The 24,636-nt window shown below is 62.2% G+C and carries 16 protein-coding genes; 9 read left to right on the top strand and 7 right to left on the bottom strand.

Annotation, left to right across the window (positions count from 1 at the left end; all coding sequences use genetic code 11):
• The first annotated feature begins 80 nt into the window (after nt 1-80).
• Both IF189_RS22725 and IF189_RS22720 read left to right on the top strand, forming a co-directional pair.
• Nucleotides 81-902, top strand: a complete 822-nt coding sequence (locus IF189_RS22725) for a carbon-nitrogen hydrolase family protein (protein ID WP_192552302.1) — start codon at nt 81-83, stop codon at nt 900-902.
• 298 nt (nt 903-1,200) lie between these two features.
• Nucleotides 1,201-2,526, top strand: a complete 1,326-nt coding sequence (locus IF189_RS22720; protein ID WP_134827982.1) for an APC family permease — start codon at nt 1,201-1,203, stop codon at nt 2,524-2,526.
• On the opposite strand, the gene IF189_RS22715 is transcribed toward IF189_RS22720, so the two are convergent.
• From IF189_RS22715 to IF189_RS22695, 5 genes are read right to left on the bottom strand one after another with little or no spacing between them, the layout of a single operon-like run.
• Entirely contained in the window at nt 2,527-3,930 is a 1,404-nt protein-coding gene (locus IF189_RS22715; RefSeq protein ID WP_192552301.1) for an ATP-binding protein, read from the bottom strand.
• Nucleotides 3,927-5,741: a DAHL domain-containing protein gene (locus tag IF189_RS22710; protein ID WP_192553600.1), complete on the bottom strand. Its 1,815-nt coding sequence runs from the start codon at nt 5,739-5,741 to the stop codon at nt 3,927-3,929. The genes IF189_RS22715 and IF189_RS22710 overlap by 4 nt, the downstream gene beginning before the upstream one ends.
• Nucleotides 5,741-6,709, bottom strand: coding sequence for a cytochrome c peroxidase (locus IF189_RS22705; protein ID WP_192552300.1), 969 nt, complete (start codon nt 6,707-6,709; stop codon nt 5,741-5,743). Before IF189_RS22705 ends, IF189_RS22710 begins: the two co-directional genes overlap by 1 nt.
• Complete coding sequence (locus tag IF189_RS22700; RefSeq protein ID WP_192552299.1) at nt 6,706-8,580, bottom strand: putative bifunctional diguanylate cyclase/phosphodiesterase; 1,875 nt, start codon at nt 8,578-8,580, stop codon at nt 6,706-6,708. Before IF189_RS22700 ends, IF189_RS22705 begins: the two co-directional genes overlap by 4 nt.
• The gene (locus IF189_RS22695) at nt 8,577-10,451 is read right to left on the bottom strand and encodes a putative bifunctional diguanylate cyclase/phosphodiesterase (RefSeq protein WP_192552298.1); all 1,875 of its coding nucleotides are present in this window, start codon (nt 10,449-10,451) and stop codon (nt 8,577-8,579) included. Before IF189_RS22695 ends, IF189_RS22700 begins: the two co-directional genes overlap by 4 nt.
• Before the next feature lie 248 nt (nt 10,452-10,699).
• On the opposite strand from IF189_RS22695, the gene IF189_RS22690 reads away from it, so the two are divergent.
• The 4 genes from IF189_RS22690 (at nt 10,700) to IF189_RS22675 (ending at nt 13,757) form a co-directional block, all read left to right on the top strand.
• Nucleotides 10,700-12,055 carry an HD domain-containing phosphohydrolase gene (locus tag IF189_RS22690; protein ID WP_192552297.1) on the top strand — a complete coding sequence of 452 codons (1,356 nt, stop codon included), beginning with the start codon at nt 10,700-10,702 and terminating at the stop codon, nt 12,053-12,055.
• A 72-nt stretch (nt 12,056-12,127) separates the two neighbouring features.
• Complete coding sequence (locus IF189_RS22685; protein ID WP_192552296.1) at nt 12,128-12,562, top strand: NUDIX hydrolase; 435 nt, start codon at nt 12,128-12,130, stop codon at nt 12,560-12,562.
• Between the two features lie 23 nt (nt 12,563-12,585).
• Entirely contained in the window at nt 12,586-13,224 is a 639-nt protein-coding gene (locus IF189_RS22680) for a LysE family translocator (protein WP_192552295.1), read from the top strand.
• 2 nt (nt 13,225-13,226) lie between these two features.
• The gene (locus IF189_RS22675; RefSeq protein WP_192552294.1) at nt 13,227-13,757 is read left to right on the top strand and encodes a GNAT family N-acetyltransferase; all 531 of its coding nucleotides are present in this window, start codon (nt 13,227-13,229) and stop codon (nt 13,755-13,757) included.
• Here IF189_RS22675 and metR read toward each other — a convergent pair.
• Nucleotides 13,741-14,658, bottom strand: a complete 918-nt coding sequence (metR, locus tag IF189_RS22670; protein WP_085709456.1) for a transcriptional regulator MetR — start codon at nt 14,656-14,658, stop codon at nt 13,741-13,743. The two genes, IF189_RS22675 and metR, sit on opposite strands and share 17 nt — an antisense overlap.
• A 111-nt stretch (nt 14,659-14,769) precedes the next feature.
• On the opposite strand from metR, the gene metE reads away from it, so the two are divergent.
• The gene (metE, locus tag IF189_RS22665) at nt 14,770-17,082 is read left to right on the top strand and encodes a 5-methyltetrahydropteroyltriglutamate--homocysteine S-methyltransferase (protein ID WP_192552293.1); all 2,313 of its coding nucleotides are present in this window, start codon (nt 14,770-14,772) and stop codon (nt 17,080-17,082) included.
• Nucleotides 17,083-17,125: 43 nt separating this feature from the next.
• On the opposite strand, the gene IF189_RS22660 is transcribed toward metE, so the two are convergent.
• Entirely contained in the window at nt 17,126-22,651 is a 5,526-nt protein-coding gene (locus tag IF189_RS22660; protein WP_192552292.1) for a dermonecrotic toxin domain-containing protein, read from the bottom strand.
• Between the two features lie 207 nt (nt 22,652-22,858).
• On the opposite strand from IF189_RS22660, the gene IF189_RS22655 reads away from it, so the two are divergent.
• Together IF189_RS22655 and IF189_RS22650 are read left to right on the top strand one after the other, a co-directional pair.
• Entirely contained in the window at nt 22,859-23,893 is a 1,035-nt protein-coding gene (locus tag IF189_RS22655) for an alpha/beta fold hydrolase (protein ID WP_192552291.1), read from the top strand.
• Between the two features lie 50 nt (nt 23,894-23,943).
• Nucleotides 23,944-24,609, top strand: a complete 666-nt coding sequence (locus tag IF189_RS22650) for a DsbA family oxidoreductase (protein WP_192552290.1) — start codon at nt 23,944-23,946, stop codon at nt 24,607-24,609.
• Nucleotides 24,610-24,636: the final 27 nt, after the last annotated feature.

The following is a 24,636-nucleotide window of genomic DNA, read 5'->3' as shown; positions in this document are numbered from 1 at the left end:
GGTCGAATGCCGAGCATACTGGCCCACAGACAGCCGCCGGGCAATCTTTCGGCGCCCGGCGCTCATAACAAGGACTCCCCATGAAAGTCGAACTCGCCCAACTGGCGGGCCGTGACAAAGACACGGCGTACAACCTCGAACGCGCCCTGGCGGCGATTGCCGAGTGCCCGGCCGACACGCAACTGATCGTGTTCCCCGAGACCCACCTGATGGGCTTCCCGACCGTCGACACCGTGGCGCAGATCGCCGAGCCGCTGGATGGGCCGACCGTCAGCGCGGTGCAGGCCGCTGCCCGCGAACGCAACCTCGCCGTGGTGATCGGCATGGCCGAAAACGACAACGGCCGCTTCTACAACACCACGCTGCTGATCACCCCTGAAGGCATCGCCCTGAAATACCGCAAGACCCACCTCTGGGCCTCCGATCGCGGTGTGTTCGAGGCTGGCGACCGTTATGCCACGTGTTTGTGGAACGGCGTGCGGGTCGGTCTGCTGATCTGCTACGACATCGAATTCCCGGAGTCCGCCCGTGCCCTGGCGCAACTGGGGGCTGAATTGCTGATCGTCACCAACGGCAACATGGACCCGTACGGGCCGACTCACCGCACCGCAATCATGGCCCGGGCCCAGGAAAACCAGGCGTTTGCGCTGATGGTCAACCGCGTGGAAGCCGGGGATGACGGGTTGATGTTCGCCGGCGGCAGTGCGCTGGTGGATCCGCTGGGTACGGTGCTGTTCGAGGCCGGGCGTGAGGAAGGGCGGTTCAGTGTCGATCTGGATTTCGGTCAGCTAGAACTGGCGCGCAAGGATTATCGGTATCTGGATGATCAGCGGTTGAAGTTGCCGGGGGAGGTGGTGGAGCGGGAGGGTGGTGTTCGGGAGCTTTTGATTCCTGCCCGTTGATCGCTGCCCTCACCCTAACCCTCTCCCAGGGGGAGAGGGGACCGACCGAGTCGCTCATTCGAGGTACATCGACCTGAAAGACCACGTCGAACTCAGGTTTTGAAAAGCCCCCGATCGGCTCCCTTTCCCACTCGCCCCCTTGGGGGCGGTCCGACGTTTCGGGAGGGCTGGGGTGAGGGGGATCGATCTCAAGTCATACAAACATTCAGATAACCCCAAAAACAACAACGCAACACCCAAAACATTCGCCGAACTCGGCCTCTGCCATAAATCCAATAAAATCCGGAGTAAGTCGCCCATGGCTCGTTTGCAACGCACCCTTTCGCTGGGGTCGGTGGTGCTGTTCGGCATCGCCTACATGACGCCGATCATTGTCCTCGGCACGTTCGGCATCCTCGCCCAATCCACCGCCGGCATGGTGCCCGCCGCGTATCTGGCGGCGCTGGTGGCGATGTTCTTCACCGCCATGAGTTATGGCCGCATGGCTGCTGCATTTCCGGTGGCCGGCTCGGCCTACAGCTATGTGCGCAAGGCCATCAGCCCGAAACTCGGTTTCATCGCCGGTTGGGCGGTGCTGCTTGATTATCTGTTTCTGCCGATGGCGATCTGGCTGATCGGTGCCGCGTACCTCGCTTCGGCCTTTGCGTCGATCCCGCAGTGGATCTGGGTGCTGGCGTTCATCGGCATCACCAGCGCGATCAACATCATCGGCCTGAAACTGGCCAACGGCATCAACGCCTTGCTGATGCTGGTGCAGTTCCTGGTGCTGGTCGCGTTCGTCGCCCTGTGCGTGCATTACATCGGCGGCGACGCCAGCACGCCGTTGTGGTCGATCAAACCGTTCTTCAGCGGCGACATGCAGATGCCGCTGATCATGAGCGGCGCGGCCATCGCCTGCTACTCGTTCCTCGGTTTCGATGCAGTCAGCACCCTCACCGAAGAAACCCGCGATGCACGTCGCACCATCCCTCGGGCGATCATGTTGATCACCCTGATCGGCGGGCTGATCTTCGTCGGCGTGTCGTACTTCGTGCAGGTCGCGCATCCGTCGTTCCAGTTCGACAACGTCGACTCGGCGGCCTACGAGATTGCGCGCAACATCGGTGGTGACCTGTTCGTGTCGATTTTCCTCATCGGCCTGATCGTCGGTCAGTTCGCTTCGGGTCTTTCGGCGCAGGCCAGCGGTTCGCGGCTGCTGTTTGCGATGGGTCGTGACGGCGTGTTGCCCAAGTCATTCTTCGGCACCTTGCACGAGCGCTTCGGTACGCCGGTCAACAGCATCCTGCTCTGCGCCGTGGTGGCATTGCTGGCGCTGAAACTCGACGTGACCACCTCGACCTCGTTCATCAACTTCGGCGCGTTCCTGGCTTTCAGCCTGGTCAACCTGTCAGTGATTTTTCACTACTGGATCGGTGGCGAGAAAAAAGGCCCGCGCGAGCTGCTGCTGTTTCTGGTGTTCCCGTTCATCGGTCTGGTCGCGGACTTGTGGCTGATGGTCAGCCTCGATCACCTGGCGGTGTATCTGGGCCTGAGCTGGCTGGCGATTGGCGTGGTGTATCTGGCGGTGCTGACCGGCGGTTTCCGTCGCCAGCCACCGGAAATGGATTTTCAGGAAGCGACCTGATCAAGCCGCAGGCCGGGTCTGGCGCAATGGCAGTTGCACGCGAAACGTGGTGCCGGCGCCCAACGTGCTGCTGACTGAAATATCCCCGCCGTGTTTCTTCACGATGCCATAGGACAGGGACAGACCCAGCCCTGTCCCCTGGCCTACGGGTTTGGTGGTGAAAAACGGGTCGAAGATTTTCTGCAGGGTCTCGGGCGCAATGCCCGAACCGGTGTCGGCCACTTCGATGATCGCCGACTCGCCCTGCACCGCAGTGCGCAGGGTGATGGTGCCGCGCTCGGCACCCATGGCCTGCGCCGCGTTGATCACCAGGTTCATGATGACCTGATTGATCTGCGAGGGCAGGCACTCGATCTCCGGAAGGTCCTGATACTCCTTGACCACATCGGCCTTGTACTTGAGCTCGCTGGCGACGATGTTCAGGGTCGACTCGATACCCTGTTGCAGGTTCGCCCACTGCCATTGCTGCTGGGTGTCGACCCGGGAAAAGTCCTTGAGGTCCTTGACGATCTGCCCGACCCGGCCGATGCCTTCCTTGGACTCGCGGATCAGCACCGGAATGTCTTCCAGCAGAAAATCCACTTCGAGGTGCTCGCGCATTTGTTGTAACTGCGCGGCAGGCTCGGCCGCCAGGGTCTGCCCGGCGGCGTGATAGGCGCCGAGCATGGCCAGCAGTTGCTGGAAGTAACCGTCTAGGGTGCCGAGGTTGGAGGAAATGAAGCCGATCGGGTTGTTGATTTCGTGGGCGACCCCGGCAGCCAGTTGCCCCAGCGAGGCGAGTTTTTCCGACTGCACCAACTGGCCTTCCAGTTGCTTGCGCTCATCGATCTCTCGCTGCAAGGCTTCGCTGGCCTGCTTGAACTGGGCCGTGCGCTGGTCCACCAGATGTTCCAGGTGATGCATCTGCAATGATGCACGTTCGGTCATCTGCCATTTGGTCAGCAGGGTGTTGGCCATTTGCTGGACTTCGATGTTGTCGAAGGGCTTTTTCAGGATCAGCAGCCGGTCATGGGCGTGCAGGCGATCCAGCAGTTCATCCCAGGAATAGTCGGAATAAGCGGTGCAGACCACCACCTGCAATTGCGGATCCTGCAGCCACAACTGCTCGATGGTTTTCGCTCCATCCCAACCGTCGGGCATGCGCATGTCGACAAACGCCAGGGCGTAGGGGCATTGCTCCTGCAAGGCCAGGTTGAGTTTGGCCAGGCCTTCTTCGCCGCCATAGGCCGAGTCCAGTTGGAACATCGTCCGTCGGGGCTTGGCGGGGGCGCCGAACAGGGCCGCTTCCATCTCGTCCAGTTCCGCCGACTGCGCCCGGTTCGGGGTGAGGATCTTGCGAAAGTCTTCGTGGATCGACGGCATGTCGTCGATCAGCAGGATGCGGCGGTTCGACAGTTCGCTCATGCGTTCTCCGTTACCGTGATCAGCGGGATCTGCAAAGTGAACAGGGCGCCCAGGCCAGGCCCGTCGCTGTGGGCGGTAAGATGGCCGTTCATCTCGATGGCCGCCAGGGCGCAACTGTGCAGGCCGAAGCCGTGGCCATCCTTGCGGGTGGTGAAACCGTGGGCAAAGATCCGCGTCATGTTCTCCGGGGCAATGCCTTCGCCATCGTCCCGGACGCTGATCTCCAGAAAGCCTTCATCGACGATTTTCACGCCCAGGGTCATGGTCCGCGGGCGGTTGCTGAGGTCGGACATCGCGTACTTGGCGTTGCTGATCAGATTGATCAGGATCAGCAGCAGACGGTGCTTGTCGCCCATCACTTGGGGCACGTCGCCGTAATCCTTGACCACCGTGACGTGATGCCGGGTCAGCGCGCCGGCGTTCATGCGCAGGGCGTCTTCGAGCAGTTCGTTGATGTACAGCGGCTCGGTCAGGCTGTTGGCGCCGGCATAGGATTGCTGGGTGGCGACGATGTCCTTGATGTGATCGACGCTCTTGTTCATCTGCGCCAGTTCCTCGGCCATTTCCTGCTGTTCCTGGGCGATGGCGCCCACCAGTTGGTTGAGGTAGCCCGGCAGCAGCTTGCCTTTGGCGTCTTCGGTCAGGAACGGCCCGAGGTCGTCCGGGTGTTCGTTGATCAACTGCATCGCCTTGCCCAGCCCCAGGGCTTTGCTGCTGCGCAGTTTTCGCGAGATCAGGTCGGAGGAAATGTTCACGCTGTTGAGCACGTTGCCGACGTTGTGCAACACGTTGGTGGCGATTTCCGCCATGCCGGCCTGGCGCGCGGCATCGAGCAATTCGCTCTGCACGTTTTTCAGTTCGCGGGTGCGCTCGTCGACCCGTTGCTCGAGCACATCGTTGGCCGTTTGCAGGGCCGCATTGACCCGGTTTATTTCGGCAAAACTGCGGATCAGGCGGATGGCCAGCCACAGCAGCGACAACATCAGCAGGACGGAAAACAGCAGCAGGTAGAAATGGTATTTCTGGTCGGTGCGTTCGGCCTGTTGCTGATCCAGGTCGAGCATGTTGGTGATGGTGTCCAGGCGCTCGGCCACGGGAATCGCTTCGATCTGATCGAGCAGGCGGTTGACGATCGGTTGCTCGCGCAGGATCAGGGCGATGTGATTGCTCAGGATCCTGATCGGGGTCTGAAAATTCGCCGGCAAACGTTGCGCGTTCACCGCCAGTTTGTTCAGGCCCACCTCGATGTCGGAGGCTTTGTCGTCAGAGGCGACCTGGGCGAACTCCAGTGCGCTGAGCAAAAGGTCATAGGTGTCAGTGACGATGTTCTGCAATTGAATCTTGTCGAGGTCGGACAGATTGGCCAGTTGTGCCTGAATGTCATCCTCGGCGCTGGGCAGAAACGCCAGGGAGTTGCGCAGCAACGCGTTGTGCGACTTGAACTGCTCCACCAGACGGGTCTTTTCCTGCATGGCGTCCAGGTAGCGCTCGTGGGCGTGGTCCCATTGCCTGGATTCGTCACGTCCATGACCGGATTCCATGGATTCGAAACGTGCCCACAGGCGATTCATCTCGTTCATCGGCGAGACCAGCGGGTCGTAATTGTGAGTGATCGCCACCCGGGCCTTGAGCACTTCACTTTCCCACTGCGAATCCTGTTGCTTGATCTGACGGATCAGGTCCCGGGATTCGGTGTAGGTGGTGGTCTGCTCGGAACTGGACTTGAGGTACAGAAACACCAGGACCGAGGCCAGCAATACGGCCAGGAGGCTGAGCAACAGCAGGCTGCGCCGCCCCGAGACGGTGGTCATCATGACTGACCCTCCCAGTGTCCGGTCAGGGTCTTGAGAAACTCGATGATCAGCGCCTTGTCTTCCTCGCTCGGCATGCGCCCCAACTGATACTGGAACATCACGTCCACCGCCCGTTCGAGGGTGGGCGCCGAGCCGTCGTGGAAGTACGGTGCGGTCAGCGCGACGTTGCGCAGGCTCGGCACCTTGAACACGGCCCGATCGTTTTCGTCGCCGGTGACGTTGTACCGGCCCTGATCCGCCAGCGTCGGGTTGCCGCGATCGGCAATGTAGTCACCGAACACCCCGAACTTCTGGTACATGTTGCCGCCGATGTTTACCCCCTGATGGCAGGCAATGCAGCCGTAGTCCTTGAAGCGCTGATAGCCGTATTTCTCATCGAGGGTCAGGATATCGGTGTTGCCGAGCAGGTACTGATCGAAGCGAGAGCCGGGTGTCAGCAACGTGCGTTCGTAGCTCGTCAGGGCGTTCTGGATATTGGCTTGCGTCACGGCATCCGGGTAGGCGGCACTGAAAGACTGGCGATAACCGGAATCGTCGGCAATCCGTTGCACGACAGTGTTCCAGTCGCTGCCCATTTCGTGGGGGCTGGTGATGACGACGTTGGTCTGCTCTTCCAGCGTTTCCACGCGACCATCCCAGAACTGGCGGAAATTGAGGCTGGCGTTGAGTACGGTCGGGGTGTTGACCGCCACCGGCTGGCCATCGAAGCCCAGGGAAAGGGCCCGGCTGTCAGCGCCGTTCTTGTCCAGTTGATGGCAACTGGCGCAGGACAGGGTGTTGTTGAGCGATAGCCGTGGATCGAGAAAAAGCCGGCGGCCCAGCTCGACGCGTTTCGGATCCTGTTTCGGAATGTCGGGCAGCGGTTTCAGCGGCTCGTCCAGCGGCGCGGCAACAATTCCGACGCAGGGCGCGAAAAGCATCAGGAACAAAACACTTCGCGACGGGTACGTCGTCGGCGTGTTCATGCAACGCTCCAGGGACCAGGCACCCCGGCCACCAGCAGGCGGGCGAAGGCGTCCGCCGGCAAGGCTTTGCTGAAGTGGAAACCCTGGCCCTCCTCGCAGTCGTGGGCCCTGAGAAAGGCCAGTTGCTGTGCGGTCTCCACGCCTTCGGCGATGACGTTCAGGTTCAGGCTCTTGCCCAGGCTGATGATCGCGCCGACCAGCGCGGCATCGCTGCTGTCATGGCTCAGGCCGCGAATGAACGACTGATCGATCTTCAGCACATCGATGGGGAACCGCCGCAGGTAACTCAGGCTGGAATAGCCGGTGCCGAAATCATCGATGGCCAGCCTGACGCCCAAGGCCTTGAGCCGGTTCAACGCGCTCATGGTCGCGTCGACGTTTTGCATCAATACGCCCTCTGTGATTTCCAGTTCCAGCAGGGCGGGATCCAGCCCGGTCTCTTTGAGCACCTGTTCGATGCCCTCGACAAACAGGCGCTGACGGAAGTCGATGGCCGAGGTATTGACCGACATGCGGATCGGCGGCAACCCGGCTTTTTGCCAGTCCCGCGTCTGACGGCACGCCTCACCCAGCACCCATTTGCTCAGCGGCACGATCAGGCCGCTGTCTTCGGCCACGGGGATGAACTCCGATGGATACACCCAGCCATGCCCCGGTTTCTGCCAGCGTACCAGTGCCTCGGCGCCTACCACCCGGCCGCTGACCAGATCGATTTTCGGCTGGTAGTGCAGGACGAATTCGTGCCGTTGCAGAGCCAGGCGAATGCCCGACTCGATGCCGTGCTGTTCCCGGGCGCGCTGGTTCATGGCCTCGATGAAGAAACCGATCTCGTTCGGACCGCTTTCCTTGGCATTGCGCATGGCCGTCTCGGCTTTTTTGATCAGGTCGATGGCTTCCAGCCCGTCGTCCGGATAAAGGCTGATGCCCACGCTGGCGGTGACACTGACGTCGTGACCGACAATCGTCTGTGGCTCACGGATGGCCGCCAGCAGTTTTTCGGCGAGGCTGCGGGTCTGCTGCGGGTGATTGATGTCGCTGAGCATCACCACGAATTCGTCGGAGCCATAGCGAAACACCGAGTCCGATTCGCGTACGCAGGCCAGCAGTTGCTGGCCGACCCGTTTGAGCATCTCGTCGCCCGCCGGATGGCCCAGGGCATTGTTGATGCGCTTGAAGCGATCCAGGCCGAGAAACATCACGACCAGTTGTTTGTCATGGCGCCGGCAAGCGGCCAGCGACTGAGTCAGTCGGTCACCGAGCAAGGTGCTGTTGGGCAGGCCCGTGAGGCTGTCGTACTGCAACAGGCGCGAGACCTTGAGCAGCTCATGCACCCGGGCTTCGACGGTCTGCTCGAGGCTGAGCAACTTCAGCGCCGCGTCCTGGGCCAGTTGCCATTTCCAGGTCAGGGCATTGGCCATCTGACGGATTTCCAGGGTGTCGAACGGCTTTTTCAGGATCAGCAACTGATCGCCGAATTCCAGCCGTTCGGCCATGGCCTCCCAGCTGTAGTCGGAGTAGGCGGTGCACAGGGCAATTTGCAGGTTCGGATCGACCTCCCACAGTTTTTCGATGGTCTCCAGGCCGTCCCAACCGGGCGGCATCCGCATGTCGGTGAAGGCGAGGGCATAGGGGCGACCTTCGTCCAGCGCGTGTTGCACCAGCTTCAACGCTTCCTGGCCCTGATAGGCGGAGTCGAGCTGAAAAGTCAGGTGCGGCGACTGAAGGGTGCCGAACAGCGTCTGTTCGAGACCGCTCAGATCCGCTTCAGCCGCCGTCTCGGGGGCGAGGATCTTGCGGAAATCGGCATGGATCGCCGGCGTATCGTCGACGATCAGAATGCGCCGGTTGGTCTGGGGGAAAGGCGTTTTCATCCTTCATCCTCCCTGGGCAGCGGGGCGGCCGCGCTGGCGTCCTTCAGCAGGCGGGCAGCCTGTTCCGGGCTGACCGCCGCGCTCAGGCAAAAGCCCTGCACGTTTTTCAACGGTGTGCCGGGCACGAGGGCGGCGCCCTGAGCATCCGGCCGGACACCCTCGGCGCTGATGTCGATGGCCAGGTCCCGGGCGAAATTGACGATCGCCCGCAGCCGGTTGGCGCCGTCTTCATCCCGGGCCGCATTGTCGATCAGGGACTGGGCGAGTTTGAGGTGATTGACCCGGTAGGTTTTCAGGTAATCGAACGATGAGTATTCGGTGCCGAAATCATCGATGGCGATGGTCACACCCAGCTCGCGCAGGCGCGGCAACGCATCGTTGTGGGTCCATTGGGTCTGGGCCAGGGTGGCTTCGGTGACATCGAAACGCAGGTCCCATGGCGCCAGCTCCCAGCGCGCAGTGGTGCGCAACACGTCGTAGATGAGTTCGGGGCCGGACTTGAGCTGCGCCAGGGAAATCTTGATCGCCATCACCGGAGGCGCCACCCCGTCGTTTTGCCACCGGTGCATCTGCCAGCAGGCCTGATCCAGAATCCAGCGTCCGAGTGGAATGATTGCGCCGGTCTTTTCCGCCGCCGGAACGAAGGCTGACGCCGGCAGCAGGCCAAGCCGGGGATGTTGCCAACTGACCTGTGCGGCCATGCCGAGAATCCTGCCGCTGTGCAGGTCCACTTCCGGCATGTAATCGAGCTTCAGTCCTCCCTGGGTGAGGGCCGTGGTCAACTCCTCGGCAAGGACCATGCGCTCGGCCACCTCCCGAGTGATGTCCTCCGAGTGGAAGTGAAACTGATCGCGTCCGGACTCCTTGGCACGGTACAGCGCCATGTCGGCTTGTCCCAACAGGCTGTCGGCATCGAAGCTGACGGGCGCATAGCTGCTGATGCCGATGCTGGCCGAAATGCGCACGGCATTGCCGCCCAGTTGGAAGGGCGCCTGCAGTGTTTCAAGGATTTTGCTGGCCATGGCGGCGGACTGTGTCGGTTCGCTGACGTCCAGTTGCAGGATCGCGAACTCATCGCCGCCCAAGCGCGCCACCACGTCGTTCTCCCGGACCCCGGCCTTGATCCGTTGTGCCACTTGCTGCAAAAGCAGGTCGCCGACCGGATGACCGAGGGTGTCATTGACCCGTTTGAAGTGATCCAGGTCCAGGTAAAACACCGAGAATGGCGCCGCCCCCCGGCGCGCGGCAGCGAAGGCCTGATGCAGACGCTCGATCAGCGTGGCGCGGTTGGCCAGCCCGGTGAGGCCGTCCGTGCGGGCCAGCAGGGTCACTTTTTGCTCCAGCTGATTCATCTTCAGCGCGGCGTCTTCGGTCATTTGCCATTTGACCGTCAGGGCGCTGGCCATCTGGCGGATTTCGATCGCATCGAAGGGTTTTTTCAGGATCAGCAGGCGATCATTCAGCGGCAACCGCTGATCGATCTCTTCCCAGGAGTAATCGGAATAAGCGGTGCACAGGGCCACTTGCAGCTTGGGATCGACCTGCCAGAGCCGCTCGATGGTTTCCAGGCCGTCCCAGCCCGGCGGCATGCGCATGTCGATGAAGGCCATGGCGTAAGGGCGACCGGCGGCCAGCGCGGCTTCGACCTTGTCCAGCGCTTCGCGTCCCTGGAAGGCCGAGTCCAGTTCGAAGTTTTCGTTCTGTGTGGCAGGCGCGCCGGACGGGGTGCCGAACAGCAGGCTTTCGGTTTCGCCCAGACTATTGTCTTCAATCGCGGATGACTTGAGGATTTTCGCGAAATCGTCGTGGATCGACGCCGTATCGTCGACGATCAGCACACGGCGATTGATGGGGCCAGGTGGCGCACTCATGGCGCCATACCCGCAAGTTCACGCACGATCGTCATCGGGAGCATCCTTTTCCCCTCATCACAGGCCTGCGCGCAGGCTGATGGTGTCGTCCAGCGACTTGAGCATAGTTGCCCTGTGGGTACTTCGCCTTACCCGATGACTTGCGCGGTCCCGGCGCAAAAATCATCTAGCCTGTCACTCAGGCGCGGGCAAGGGAGGAGGTCTGTCGACACGCCTGCCACGTCCATCGTCATTCGCGAGGCCTCGCCATGGAAGAGCAATCCGCCCCGACTCCGGCCCATCGGCCTGCCGTGTTGCTGGTCGATGACGAGGAGTCGATCCTCAACAGCCTGCGCCGCCTGCTGCGTGGCCAGCCCTATGAGGTGTTGCTCGCCAGCAGCGGTGCCCAGGCGCTGGAAGTGCTGGCGCAACGTCCGGTCGATCTGGTGATGAGTGACGCGCGGATGCCCAATATGGACGGCGCCACGTTACTAGCCAGCGTTCGTCAGCTGTATCCGGCGACCACGCGGATCATGTTGACGGGCTATGCCGACCCTTCGGCGATCATCAAGGCCATCAACGAAGGCCAGATCGACCGCTACATCAGCAAACCCTGGAACGACGAGGAGATGCTGCTGATCCTGCGCCAGGCCCTGGAACATCAGCATCTGGCCCGTGAGCGCGAGCGTCTGGAGCAACTGACCCGGGTGCAGAACGATCAGTTGAAGCTGCTCAACAGCACCCTGGAAAAACATGTCAGCGCCCGTACCGCCGAGTTGCAGCAGACCGCCGACATGCTCGATCTGGCCTACGAGGAGCTCAAGCACAGCTATGTGACCGGCACCGAAGTGTTCTCGCTGCTGGCCAACCTGCGCCTGCCGCCGGCCAAGCAGACCAACCGGCAGATCATCGAACTGGTGCGCGGCTACTGCAAGGTGCATCGGCTGGACGAAGCCGCCAGCCGCGACCTGACCATGGCCGCCGCGCTGTACAACATCGGCAAGCTGAGCTGGACCGACAGCATGATGACCACCCCTTCGGACCTGTTGCACAGCACCGACCGCGACCGCTATCGGGGTTATCCGAAACAGAGCGAGTCACTGCTGATGACCCTGGACCCGATGAAGGATGCCGCGCGGCTGATCCTGCACCATCAGGAACACTGGGACGGCAGCGGTTTTCCCGACCGGCTCAAGGGCGAGGCCATTCCCCTGGGCTCGCGGCTGTTGAAACTGGCGGTGGATTTCGTCGAGTTGCAGCGCGGGTTGATTCTCGAACGGCAGATGAACAGCGACGAGGCGTTGCTGTACCTGCGCCAGTACGCCGGCAGGCTTTACGATCCCGAGCTGATCGAGGACTTCATCAAGGTCTGCGCGATGGTCAGCGATATCACCCTGACCGATCCGAGCGTCAAGGTGCTGGGCACTCGGGAGCTGGCGGCGGGAATGATCCTGGCGCGCAACCTGAATGCCGATAACGGTATGTTGCTGCTCAATGCCGGCAAGGTGCTGAGTGCGCTGCTGGTGGACAAACTGATCAGTTTCGAAGCCATGGAGGGGGCCAAATACAAGGTGTTCGTGAAAGTGCCGGAGGAGGGCGAAATGGCGCTGCTGGCCGGTTCTTGAGGCCGCACGAGGTGACGTTGGTGCAGCCGGCATGGGATCCTTGCGGTTTTTCCCAAGGCCGGTGGCTGACCCATGACCTCTGTATCCGCTGTTTCCCCCCGCACCATTCGCATTGCCGCCGCGCTGCTGCTCAACCCCGAAGGCCAGACCCTGCTGGTGCGCAAGCGCGATACCACGGCGTTCATGCAACCGGGCGGCAAGATCGAGGCCCATGAACTGCCGGTGCATGCGCTGGCCCGCGAACTGGAAGAAGAGCTGGGGCTGGTGATCGATCCGGCGCAGGCGAGTTTTCTCGGCCAGTTCTCGGCACCGGCCGCCAACGAGCCGGGATTTGTCGTGCAGGCCGAGATCTTTCAACTGACCATCGACGCCGAAGTCTCCCCGGCGGCCGAGATCGAAGAGGTGATCTGGATCGACCCGGCCACCGACGGCGATGTGGTTCTCGCCCCATTGACACGCGACCTGATCCTGCCGTTTTATCGAGCCTCGCTGACCGCGATCGCCTGATCATTTGTGCAAAGGACTTCGTCATGATCCCGCTTCAAGACCTGCTGATTTTTGCCGCCGCTGCGTTGTTGATGGTACTGACGCCGGGGCCGAACATGATCTACCTGATCTCGCGGTCGATCTGTCAGGGGCGTAAGGCCGGGGTCACGTCGCTGCTCGGCGTGGTGGCCGGGTTCTTCGTGCATATGTTCGCGGCGGCGGCCGGTCTGACGGCGGTGTTTCTCGCGGTGCCGATGGCCTATGAAGTGTTGAAGTGGGCCGGTGCGCTGTACCTGCTGTGGCTGGCCTGGCAAGCGGTGAAACCCGGTGCCCGCTCACCGTTCGAAGTGCAGGCATTGCCGGCGGACTCGTCGCGCAGGCTCATCACCATGGGCTTTCTCACCAGCGCCCTGAACCCGAAGATCGCGGTGTTCTACCTCTCGGTGTTTCCGCAGTTCATCACGCCGGAGCACGGCTCGGTGTTCAGCCAGAGCATCATCCTCGGCCTGACCCAGATCAGCGTCAGTTTCAGCGTCAACCTGTTGATTGCCCTGTCGGCGGCGGGCATTGCCTCGTGGTTCGCCAACAACCCGTCCTGGCTGGCGGCGCAGCGTTATTTCATGGGCTTCGTGCTCGGCGGCCTGGCGGTGCGCCTGATGCTCGAGCAGCGCAGGACCGCGTGAACATGTGGATCGAACGGCTGGATGCCAGCCATGCGCTGGCCTATCGGGAATTGATGCTGGAAGCGTATGACCGGCATCCGCAGGCCTTCACCTCCAGCGTGCGCGAGCGGGCGGCGATGCCGCTGAGCTGGTGGGAGTCGCGCCTGACCAGCAAGCTCGATGCGGTGTTTGGCGCGTTCGAAGCAGGCCGTCTGGCGGGGATCGTTGGTCTGGCGTTCGAGCCTCGGGAAAAGGCCCGGCACAAGGCAACGGTATTCGGCATGTATGTGTCGGCTGAATTTCGTCAGCGCGGGCTGGGCCTGAAGTTGATGGAGGCGGTGCTGGTGGAAGCGCAGCAGCATCCGGCGCTGAAGGTCATTCAACTGACCGTCACCGCCGGCAATGACGCGGCGTTCAAGCTGTACCAGCGCTGCGGCTTCATCCAGTTCGGTCTGGAGCCGATGGCGGTGCGGGTCGGCGAGGACTACTTCGACAAGATTCACATGTGGTGCGCGCCTTTGCTGCCAACCGCCAGCCTCAACGAACCGCGCTGACCCCATCCAGCGTCGAGAACGACGTGTCCTTGGCCGTCAGCAGGAAATCGCGCATGTACGGCGCGTCGAGCATGTCGGCGCGGATCGCCGCGTACAGCGTCGCGAACAGACCTTTCTCCCCCAGCCGCTTGGCCTTCACGTAGCCCCGCGAGCTGTACTCATGCAGCGCCCAGTGCGGCATGCCGCACACGCCACGGCCGCTGGCCACCAGTTGCATCATCATCACCGTCAGTTCCGAGGTGCGTACTTGCGCAGGTTCGATGTCGGCGGGTTCGAGGAAACGGGTGAAGATGTCCAGCCGGTCGCGCTCAACCGGATAAGTGATCAGGGTTTCCGTCAGCAGGTCTTCGGGGACGATGTACGGTTTGCTTGCCAATGCATGCTGGTTGGCGACCGCGAGCATGGCTTCGTAGGTGAACAGCGGCACGTAGGTGATGCCGGCGATTTCCAGCGGGTCGGAGGTCACCACCAGATCCAGGTCACCGCGGGCCAGCGCCGGCAGCGGAGCGAAGGAGAATCCCGAAGCGAGGTCGAGTTCGACTTCCGGCCAGGCATCGCGGAACTGGTCGATGGTCGGCATCAGCCACTGAAAGCAGCTGTGGCATTCGATGGCCATGTGCAGACGCCCGGCGGTGCCCCCGGCCAGACGCCCGATGTCACGTTCGGCGGCACGCAGCAGCGGCAGGGTCGCGTCGGCCAGTTGCAGCAGGCGCAGGCCGGCGCTGGTGAAGCGCACCGGTTTGGTCTTGCGCACGAACAACGGCATGCCCATGCGCTCTTCCAGTTCCTTGAACTGGTGGGACAGCGCCGACTGGGTCAGGTGCAGGCGGTCGGCCGCATCGACCAGGCTGTCGGCTTCGCGCAGGGCATGCAGGGTTTTCAGGTGACGGATCTCAAGCACCACGGGCTCCATGAGGAAAATTTGTGATCAACACGAAAAGGTTGAGTTTGTCTCATGTTGGGTTGGCTGTCGACAATGGCGCCATCTTTTACGCAATGGAGAACACTCGACATGGCCGTGGCCCACACCCTTGGTTTCCCGCGCATCGGCGCCGACCGCGAACTGAAAAAAGCCCTCGAAGCCTACTGGAAAGGCGATCTCGATCAGGCGTCCCTGAATCAGGTCGGCCGCGAGTTGCGCGCCAAGCATTGGCAACTTCAGAAAGACGCCGGCATCGACCTGTTGCCGGTCGGCGACTTCGCCTGGTACGACCAGGTGCTGACCCACTCGCTGACCTTCGGTGTGATCCCCGAGCGCTTCAATGGCGTGCGCGACGAGCGTGGCCTGCCGACCCTCGACACCCTGTTCGCCATGGCCCGTGGCGCCACGGCCTCCTGCTGCGGCGGCGAGCACGGCAAGACCCAATATGCCCAAGAGCTGACCAAGTGGTTCGACACCAACTACCACTACCTGGTCCCGGAGTTCACCGTCGATCAACAGTTCAAGCTGAGCTGGGAACAGCTGTTCGATGAGGTCGAAGAAGCCAAAGCCCTCGGTCACAACGTCAAACCGGTGATCATCGGCCCGCTGACTTACCTGTGGCTGGGCAAGGCGAAAGGCAACGATTTCGACAAGCTCGACCTGCTCGAGCGCCTGCTGCCGGTGTACAACGAAATCCTCGGGCGGCTTGCCGCACAGGGCGTGGAGTGGGTGCAGATCGACGAACCGATCCTCACTCTCGACCTGCCGCAGGCGTGGAAAAACGCCTTCGAACGCGCCTATCACATCCTTCAGTACTCGCCGTTGAAAAAACTGGTGGCGACCTATTTCAGCGGCCTGCAAGACAACCTCGGTCTGGCCGTGGGCCTGCCGGTACAAGGCCTGCACATCGACACGGTGCGTGCGCCGGATCAGCTCGGTCAGGTGCTGGATCGTCTGCCGACTTACAAGATTCTTTCGGTGGGCCTGGTCAACGGTCGCAACGTCTGGCGCTGCGAGCTGGAGCAGGCACTGGCGCAGTTGCAACCGGCGCAGGAGCGCTTTGGCGACAATCTGTGGGTCAGCAGTTCCTGCTCGTTGCTGCACAGCCCGGTGGATGTCGAGCGCGAAGACAAGCTCGATCCGGAACTGAAAAGCTGGCTGGCATTCGCCGTGCAGAAGTGCGCCGAAATTTCTGTGTTACGTGATGCGCTGAACGATCCTCAAGCACCTAAAGTGCAAAGCGCGCTGGCCGAAAGCCGCGCCATTCAGGAAAGCCGCGCTCGCTCGCCGCGTATTCACAAGGCCGATGTGCAGGCGCGGATCGAAGCGATCAATGCCCGCGACAGCCAGCGTCATTCGCCGTTCGCCAAGCGCATCGCCGCGCAACAGGCACGTTTGAAATTGCCGGCGTTTCCGACCACCACCATCGGCTCGTTCCCGCAGACCGGTTCGATCCGTCTGGCCCGCCAGGCCTTCAAGCAGGGCAAGCTGTCGGCCAACGATTACCACGATGCCATGCGCAGCGAAATCCGCCATGCGGTGCAAGTCCAGGAACGTCTGGGGCTGGATGTGCTGGTGCACGGTGAAGCCGAACGCAATGACATGGTCGAGTACTTCGCCGAGCAACTCGACGGTTACCTGTTCACCCGTTTCGGCTGGGTCCAGAGCTACGGTTCCCGCTGCGTGAAACCGGCGGTGATCTATGGCGACCTGAGCCGTCCGAACGCCATGACCGTGGACTGGATCAGCTACGCCCAGAGCCTGACCGATAAGGTCATGAAGGGCATGCTGACCGGCCCGGTGACGATGCTGATGTGGTCGTTCCCCCGCGAGGACGTGTCGCGCAAAGTCCAGGCGCAGCAACTGGCGCTGGCCCTGCGTGACGAAGTGGTGGATCTGGAAAACGCCGGGATCAAAATCGTGCAGATCGACGAAGCCGCGTTCCGCGAAGGCCTGCCGCTGCGCCGCGCACAGTGGCAGGAGTATCTGGACTGGGCGGTGGAAGCGTTCCGCCTGACCGCCTCGGGCGTGAAGGACGAAACCCAGATCCACACTCACATGTGCTACAGCGAATTCAACGACGTGATCAAGGCCATCGCTGACATGGACGCCGACGTGATCACCATCGAAACCTCGCGCTCGGACATGGAATTGCTCGATGCCTTCGAAGCGTTCGACTACCCGAACGACATCGGCCCGGGCGTCTACGATATCCACTCGCCGCGAGTGCCGGACACAGCGGAAATGGTCAAGCTGATGAGCAAGGCCGTGAAGCGGATTCCGGCGCAACGTCTGTGGGTCAACCCGGACTGCGGCCTGAAAACCCGCGCCTGGCCGGAGACCGAAGCGGCGCTGGTCAACATGGTCGCGGCGGCGCGGCAACTGCGCAGTCAGCTGGCTTGACGCACAGCAAAACGGGGAGCGGCCAACCGCTCCCCGTTTTGTTTTACAACGCTTCGAACCAGGGCAGGACCGGCGAGCGTTTGCCTATGTCGGCATACGGCAGCGCCGCATTGTCGGCGTGAGTCAGGTAGCGGTGCTCCGGCAGTTTCAGGTGCGCTTTCTCGAACTCTGCGAATGACGGCCTGGGTTTGTTGTAGTGGAAATGCGCATACCACAGCAGACGTGGCGGTCGGACATTCAGGTCGTGGATTTCATATTCCTGCAGATGGTCGGGACGACCGTCGACGCGATTGCGCAGTTGTTTCATCAGGGCCACCTTGCGCACTTCCACGGCGTTCTGTCGCAGCAGATCATCGAGCATGCCGTCGGTGGGTTTACGACTCCTCAGGGTTTGTCGGGTGCGCAACTGCCGTCCGGTGAGGCGCAACTCGTCGGCCTTGGTTTTCAATTCACTGATGATCGGGTTCTCTGCCGACAGCGCTTCAATGTCGCTGGCCCGATGGCTCAGGTCATCGGCTTCGCTGACCATCATGTGCTCCAGATCCACCGGGAGCATGTCGCGCTCGGCGTGGCCCTGCACCTTGGCCTGATAGGCCGCTTGCCCATTCAGGCGCTTGCGGGCGTCGGCCAGCAACGATGCAAGGTTCCGGGAAGGCGCGGGCTGCGGTGTGTTCACCGCCAGCAGGCGGAATTTGCCGTTGTCAGCCAGCTCCCAGACTTCCCGCCCCGCCTTGCCGTGGTTCAGGACGAACTGCCGCTTGCGGGTTCTGGGTTCCCAGTTTTCCACCCCGATCAGCCATTGCTGGTCTTCGGTCTGGAAAATCTTCTTCTCGCTTGGTCCCGTCTTACGAGGCGGCGCGGGATGATCGATGGCCTTTCTGGCACGTTCGGCCATGGCTTCGATGCCGGCCATCAGCGGCTCGAACTCTTCCATGTGAAAGTACTGCGGATAGCTGGCTGTCCACTGGTTCATTTCCCGGCAGTATCGGGTGTAGGTGTCGAGGCAGTTGCCCAGGATCTGTGTGCGCTGCGCACGGTTGGCGCTCACTTCGGACAGGCTGAACTGGGTGAAGAGCGCACGGTCCATGTCCATGCGCAGTTGCCAGGCCCGTTGTTGCAGGTAGAGCCAGGAAACGTCGCCAGTGTTCTCGAAATTCTTGATGGACTCCAGGCGGTGAGCGGTCTTCAGGTAACCCAGATTGAAGTCGCTCATGCGTCCGTTCAAATAGGTGACGGCTTCGGTCAGTCTGGCCTTGTCCGCACGTACGCCGATCAGCGCGTACCAGCGGTTCATGTCGCCCATGAGCGCTTCGACTTCTTCAATGGCGGTGGTCACATCGACGCGCAATCTGCGCATTTCCTGAAGCAGGACCAGGCGTTCGGCAACCGGGCTGTCCGGCAGGGCATCGAGGGTTGCGTGCCGGGTGTCGATCTCGTCGAGCCATTTGTAGATCCGGTGGTTGGCCATATAGACACGGTGTTTGAGGCGGTCGGTCACTCGTGCAGCGTCCTGGCTCTGTATTTCAAGCAGGGCTCGCAACTTGTTGCCATGGGTGAGGGGGCGCAGCTCGGCGGCTGTCTGGTATTGCCGGGTGAGCAGGGCAATATCCTCGTCGCAGGCTTTCTGTGCGACGTTTCTCAGCAGAGCGTCATCGGGAGCCTGGCAGTAAGCGTTGATCGCCCTGTCGCTTCGCTCGATCTGGAGATCGAGGCGGTAACTCAGGTCATCACATTCAAGCGTCAGTTGGTGATGTCGGCGGTAGGTCCGGTCGACCAGCCAGCGCGGAAGACGCTCACGGATTGCCAGTGGCCACAGCGGGTCGAGTGTATCGGCCATATGCCCGAGCACGCCGCCACCACCGGCACCGCCGCCTTCGAAGGTGGTGCCGTAGACGCCGAACCAGGTGTCCCACTCTCCGGCCTCGTTCAGGGCGATCGGTTGCCTGTAGGTATTCTGCGAGGTGCCGCGCAGGCGCCAGTTGCGGGAATCGCGGCTCCATTCGACCTGATAGATCCGGCCATGACGGACAATGAAATCGCCGTCGGCATGGCGGTAGATATTGCGCCAGACGCCTCCCTCGGCCGCTCGCAGCCCCGCCAGCGAGACGGGTTTCTCATATTCGTAACCGGCAAAGCGTTCAACGATGCGCCGGGCCTGCCGGGTATCGGGAACGGTCAGCGTGCCGACCTCCGGGACCAGGTTTCGCAGCAGGCGGGCACGGGTGGCCGAGCGGGCCGTCAGGGCTGCACCGGCGCCAGGCACGATGTCGATCAACGCGTCGATCAGGCACAGCAACACCGATTCGACTTCAGCCAGGCCGTCGCCGAGACTGCCCCGCAGAAAAGCCGCGACTGCCTGGTTGGCCGCGTTCCACGCGTCGTACAGCGCGATGGCACTGCCAACAAATGGCAGCATGCCGAGGGCCATTTTCAGGTAATCGAACACCCGTGTGCCCTGCAGAGCATAACGTTCCCGATACAACGCATCGTTGGAGCGCGAGGAGCCGCGATGGACCTCGATCAGACGCCCCATGTGCGCACTGAGCAGATGAGCGGCCAGCGACGTGGTTACCGGCCAGCGCGGGCCGACACCGATCATGGCATCGAAGCGTTTGTCCACCGCCTGAGCGATGCGGCGTTCGTGGGCGTTTACGCTGCCTTGCAAGGCCCGGTCGGCCAGATAGTGGATCATCTCGTCCTGGCTGCAACGATTGAACAGATCCTTGCGGGCGGCTTCAAGGCTGTCGTATCGGCGCAGAAACCTCGCGTCGGGGGCATCCGGCAGATAGAGCAGTGTCGTGCCGCTGATTTGTTCTTCGATGAAGGTCACACCGGACAATGTGGTGGGGCCTTCATTCGGTGTGTCAGTGCCGCCGACGGCGAGGAATGCCGGAAGCAGCACAATGCGGCGACCGGCGGTTGCCCAGGCGTCGGGCGTGTCGGCGTCGATGGCGGTTTCAAACAGGCTCAGGTCAGAGCCGTCAATGTGGTGCTGCAACCGTGCGCATCGGCCTTGCAGCTTGAGCATTACCTGCCAGGGTTCGAGCAGGCATTCCTGACGGTGCTCGCGCTGGAATGGTGGTTCTTCGGTCGTACCTTTGAAGGTGTCGTAAATCTTTTGTTCGTATGCCTTGGGCAGATCCAGTTCCGGCATCAGTTTGCGCAGGTAGGCCCGGGTAATACCGGCAGTGAGGGTCTGACGCTCCCGCTCATCGGTGGCGCTGACTTCGACGCGCATGAAGCCAAGACGCAGTGACAGTTGTTCAAGGTTCATCGACGGGGTGTTGTCGATATTGAGCTGGGCCAGGGTTTCGAGGGACATCCGGCTGCGTCCGACGCTGGGGACGGCCACCCGTTTTTGCGGGGTGCCCGGTGCACCGGGGGCACTGAAGGCCTGTTTTTGCAGCGCAACCGAGTCCGGCAGGTCCAGCTGTACCGAAAAGTGCCCCTTGAGAGAAAAGTCCCGACGCAGTCGGGCGTGCAGATGCTGTCGAGTGAAATCCTCCCGGGGTAGCAGCGCGACGGTCAGCAATTCGTGACTGCGGTGCATCGCGCTGATCCAGGCCAGGATCAGCGCCTTGAGCGTGCTTCGTTCGTTGTCACTCAGGTCGGTCAGCCAGGCCGGTGCCTGTGTGGCGAGGGTTGCGCTGCGTTCCTGCTGGATGCGATGAAACAGCGCCAGGCGTCGTGCGGCATCGACGGGCACCTGTAGCAGGGGAAGTGTCTTGCGGCGCAGTTGCTCCAGTTCATCTGCACGCTGTCGGGCCTGTGACGGCTCGCTGTATCGCTGGCGGATAGTCGCCGCCCGGGTTTCAAACTCGCCGGTCAACTGATTCAACATATGGAGCAACGGGTCGCCGGTCAGGGTGTTCAATTGCAAGGTTTGCTGTGCGTCACCGGCATGCAGCTTGAACACGTACCGTTCGAGTGCCTGGCGATTGGCGAATCGCTGCAGGCCGCCACCGCTGCCGGGCCAGTAAAGCAACAGGCTCTGTATCGAACCCATGAACATCAGTACGAGCGGGCCATTGAGCGTCTGGAGAGTGGTGGTGACTTTGCCTCCTGCGGATTCGGTCAGTGACAGTGTCAGGCTTTTCACCACCCGGTCGGCATCGGTTCGATCGGGTGCATCGAGCCATGCGATGAGCAGGTCATGTTCTTCGACACTCAGGCGATTCAGCGCCCGTTGCATCCCGGCTTCGGCCCGCAGACCTTGCATGTGCGCGTTGTACAGCGCGGTGAACTGGCGGTTGAAGGTGGCCAGGTCCAGCACCCGTTCGCGATAGAGCAGAGCGCGTGCTGCGAGATCGGCGGCCTGTTCGGCCGTTTCCTGTGTCGTTTGCAGCGCCTCGAACGATTTCAGGGTGTCGCCATCGCTTGATGCTTCGAGCGCATCCTGTGCCCGGGTGACGCTGGCCTGTCGCAGGGAGCGGGGAATATCGGGATGCAGGCTGCCGAACAGCGAGACTTCGACTTCGTCTGCTGTCCGGACGCCGGACAGTTGATTGTCCAGGCCGGGCGGGGCGCAGAAGACGGCAGTGCTGCGTTGCCGGTCGACCCTGTCGGCGACGTCCAGCGCGTGGTGGCCCTGTTCGGCGAGACCGCGCGTGCCGTCCGTGCCGTTGCGCAGGGAAGCAACCTGCGCGATTTGCTGCTGCAGCAGCCATTCGTCGACAGCCGTGACCAGCGATTGCCCGGCCGGGATGTATTCGACCTGAAGGTTTTCGAACGCAAGACCGGCAGGCACCAACGGCTCTTGTGCCAACCAGGCATGCAAGTCACTGCGTCGGGCGAAAGCATGGATAGCGTCCGCTTGATCAGGCATGTACAGCAACTGTGCGGCGTCGTCTCCACGACTGATGACCCAGGCCGCCGGCAGTTTTACCCGCACGCCATTGTGCAGGCGCAAGGTCGGCAGCTCGACGCTGAGGGCATCGTCAGCCGCAGGCCGCGTACCCGGTTCCCCCATCAGCGACCACAGTGGCTGTAGCTGGTCGGCTGTCACCGTGCGTCGGGCGAAGGCCATTTGCGCGGCCGCCTCGATATGCCCGTGATACAACCGGCCGGCCTGTTCCTGGCGGGAATGGGGTGTGCCCGGAGCGCGGCCCTGCCAGTAGGCATTCCAGCGCACATCGAGCGCCAGTGCCGGTTCGAGGGCTTTGATCCGGGCGAGCAGTTGCGACGGGGTGAGTGCCGACAATGCGTGACTGCTGTTCACACCGGTCACCCGGCATTGGCTGTCGAGCCATTCCTCTGGTCGGGGGGATTGGGCGACGAAGGCGCAGGCTGTCACCAGACTGATCCGGCGCTCCGGGTAGCCGTCGCCCGGGGGGAACGACAGGCCAGCCTGCTCACCGTCCAGGTCCAGTTCCCGGTGGAGCAACCGGTTGAGCGTTGCGCGTACCGAGGGTACGCCGGCACACAGTTGTCGCAGCCCTTCGCTGCACGCTTGCCGGTGGGTGGCCGCACTGTGCAGCAGGCTTTCATCGACAGATGCCGGCAGGGCGGTAAAACCGGGAAATGCTGGCAACGGCGCAGGAGTGTTCACGAGAAAGAAGCGTTCGATCATGGCAATGGGGCTCAAGGGAAGGGCGGCGGATCCGCTCCACTCAAGCGCCATTCAAGGAAAATCACCGGATGCCCGGGTGCTACATAGTTATCGGCCCGTTCGACCGCTCGGCACTCTTCATCAAACTGTCATCGAACTGTGGCAGCGCGCTTGAACAAACTTCATCAGACTCGCGCTCTACTGGGGTTCTGCGTTTCGGTGTTTTTCATGTTCAAGGGATTTTTTGCAATCGCGGCGTTGTTGGCCGCGGTTTTTTTCGTTCCGGCGTCTTCTGCGGCGTCGCGTTGTGATGTCAATGTTCCGACCGAACGGGTCGATCTGGCGCAGGTGAGCCTGGCGTACCAGAGCATCGGTCGTGCGTCGGATCCGGCATTGCTGCTGGTGATGGGACTGGGCGGGCAGTTGATCCACTGGCCGGACGAAGTGGTGGTCGCCCTGTGTCAGCAGGGTTTCCGGGTGATCCGCTATGACAACCGCGACGTCGGTCTGTCGACCTGGCGCCAGGCACCGGCCGAGGCCAACCTGACGTTTGAAGTCTTGCGCTACAAACTCGGCCTGCCGGTGGCGGCGCCTTACAGCCTGACCGATATGGCCGACGATGCGCTGGGCCTGATGGACGCGTTGCACGTCGAGCAATTCCACGTGCTCGGCGCGAGCATGGGCGGGATGATCGCCCAGCACCTGGCGGCCATGGCGCCGCAGCGGGTCGAGAGCCTGACGCTGATCATGACCAGTTCCGGCGCCGAAGGCCTGCCTGCACCGAGCGCGGCACTGGTGCAATTGCTGTCGCGGCGCGGTGCCCCTAACCGTGAAGTGGCGCTGGAGCAACAGGCCGATCTGCTGGCGGCGCTGGGCAGCCCGATGGTTACCGATGATCGTCAGATGCTGTTGCATCAGGCGGCGGTGGCCTATGACCGGGCGTTCAACCCCGAAGGCGTGAAGCGCCAGATCATGGCGATCCTCGCCGAGCCGAGCCGGGTGGCGTTGCTCAATCAGTTGCGGGTGCCGACGCTGGTGGTGCACGGCACCGCCGATCCGTTGCTGCCGGTGATGCACGGCGTACATCTGGCGGCGCACATTCGCGGCAGCCAGTTGAAGCTGATTCCGGGGCTGGCCCATCGTTTTCAGGAGGCGTTCAAGGCGCCATTGCTGGCGGCGGTGTTGCCGTATTTGCAGCAGCACCGTGAAGACACCTCGCACTGGGCACAGATCGAACCGGTGGGCGAGCGCAACCTGCTCTAGCGGGTGTATCGTGCAGGTCTTTGACCCCGATTGAACGCGCGAGGTGTGTCATGAGTTCTGCCCTGAAAATCGATTTTGTCAGCGACGTGTCCTGCCCGTGGTGCGTCGTCGGTCTGTACGGTTTGCTGCGGGCGCTGGAGATTCTGCGTGACGAGGTGCAGGCCGAGATCCGTTTCCAGCCGTTCGAGCTGAACCCGAAGATGGGCGCCAAAGGGCAGAACATCGGCGAGCACATCCAGGAAAAATACGGATCGACCCCGGAGCAGTCACAGAAGAACCGTGAAGTGATCCGCGCCCGTGGCGCCGATGTCGGTTTCGCCTTCCGCACCGACTCCAACAGCCGCATCTACAACACCTTCGATGCGCATCGGCTGCTGCATTGGGCGGGCGAGGAGGGCTTGCAGTTGCCGTTGAAAGAGGCGCTGTTCAAGGCGTATTTCACCGATGGCGGCAACCCGTCCGATCACGGACAACTGGCAGAGATTGCCGAAAGCGTGGGTCTGGATCGGCAGCGCGCCGAGGCGATTCTGGCGTCCGACGAGTTCGCCAGTGAAGTGCGCCAGGAAGAACAACTGTGGCTGTCGCGCGGCGTGAGTTCGGTGCCAACCGTGGTGTTCAACGGGCAATACGCGGTGACTGGCGGGCAGCCGGAGGACACCTTTGTCGGGGCGATCCGGCAGATCATGAGCGAGGCGAAGGGCGGCACGGTGAATTGAGGCCGCGAGGTTCCCGGGCAACGCCCG

It is taken from the genome of Pseudomonas sp. IzPS59 (genome assembly GCF_014863505.1).
GTDB lineage: Bacteria > Pseudomonadota > Gammaproteobacteria > Pseudomonadales > Pseudomonadaceae > Aquipseudomonas > Aquipseudomonas kribbensis.
This window is presented reverse-complemented; position numbering and strand designations above follow the sequence as displayed.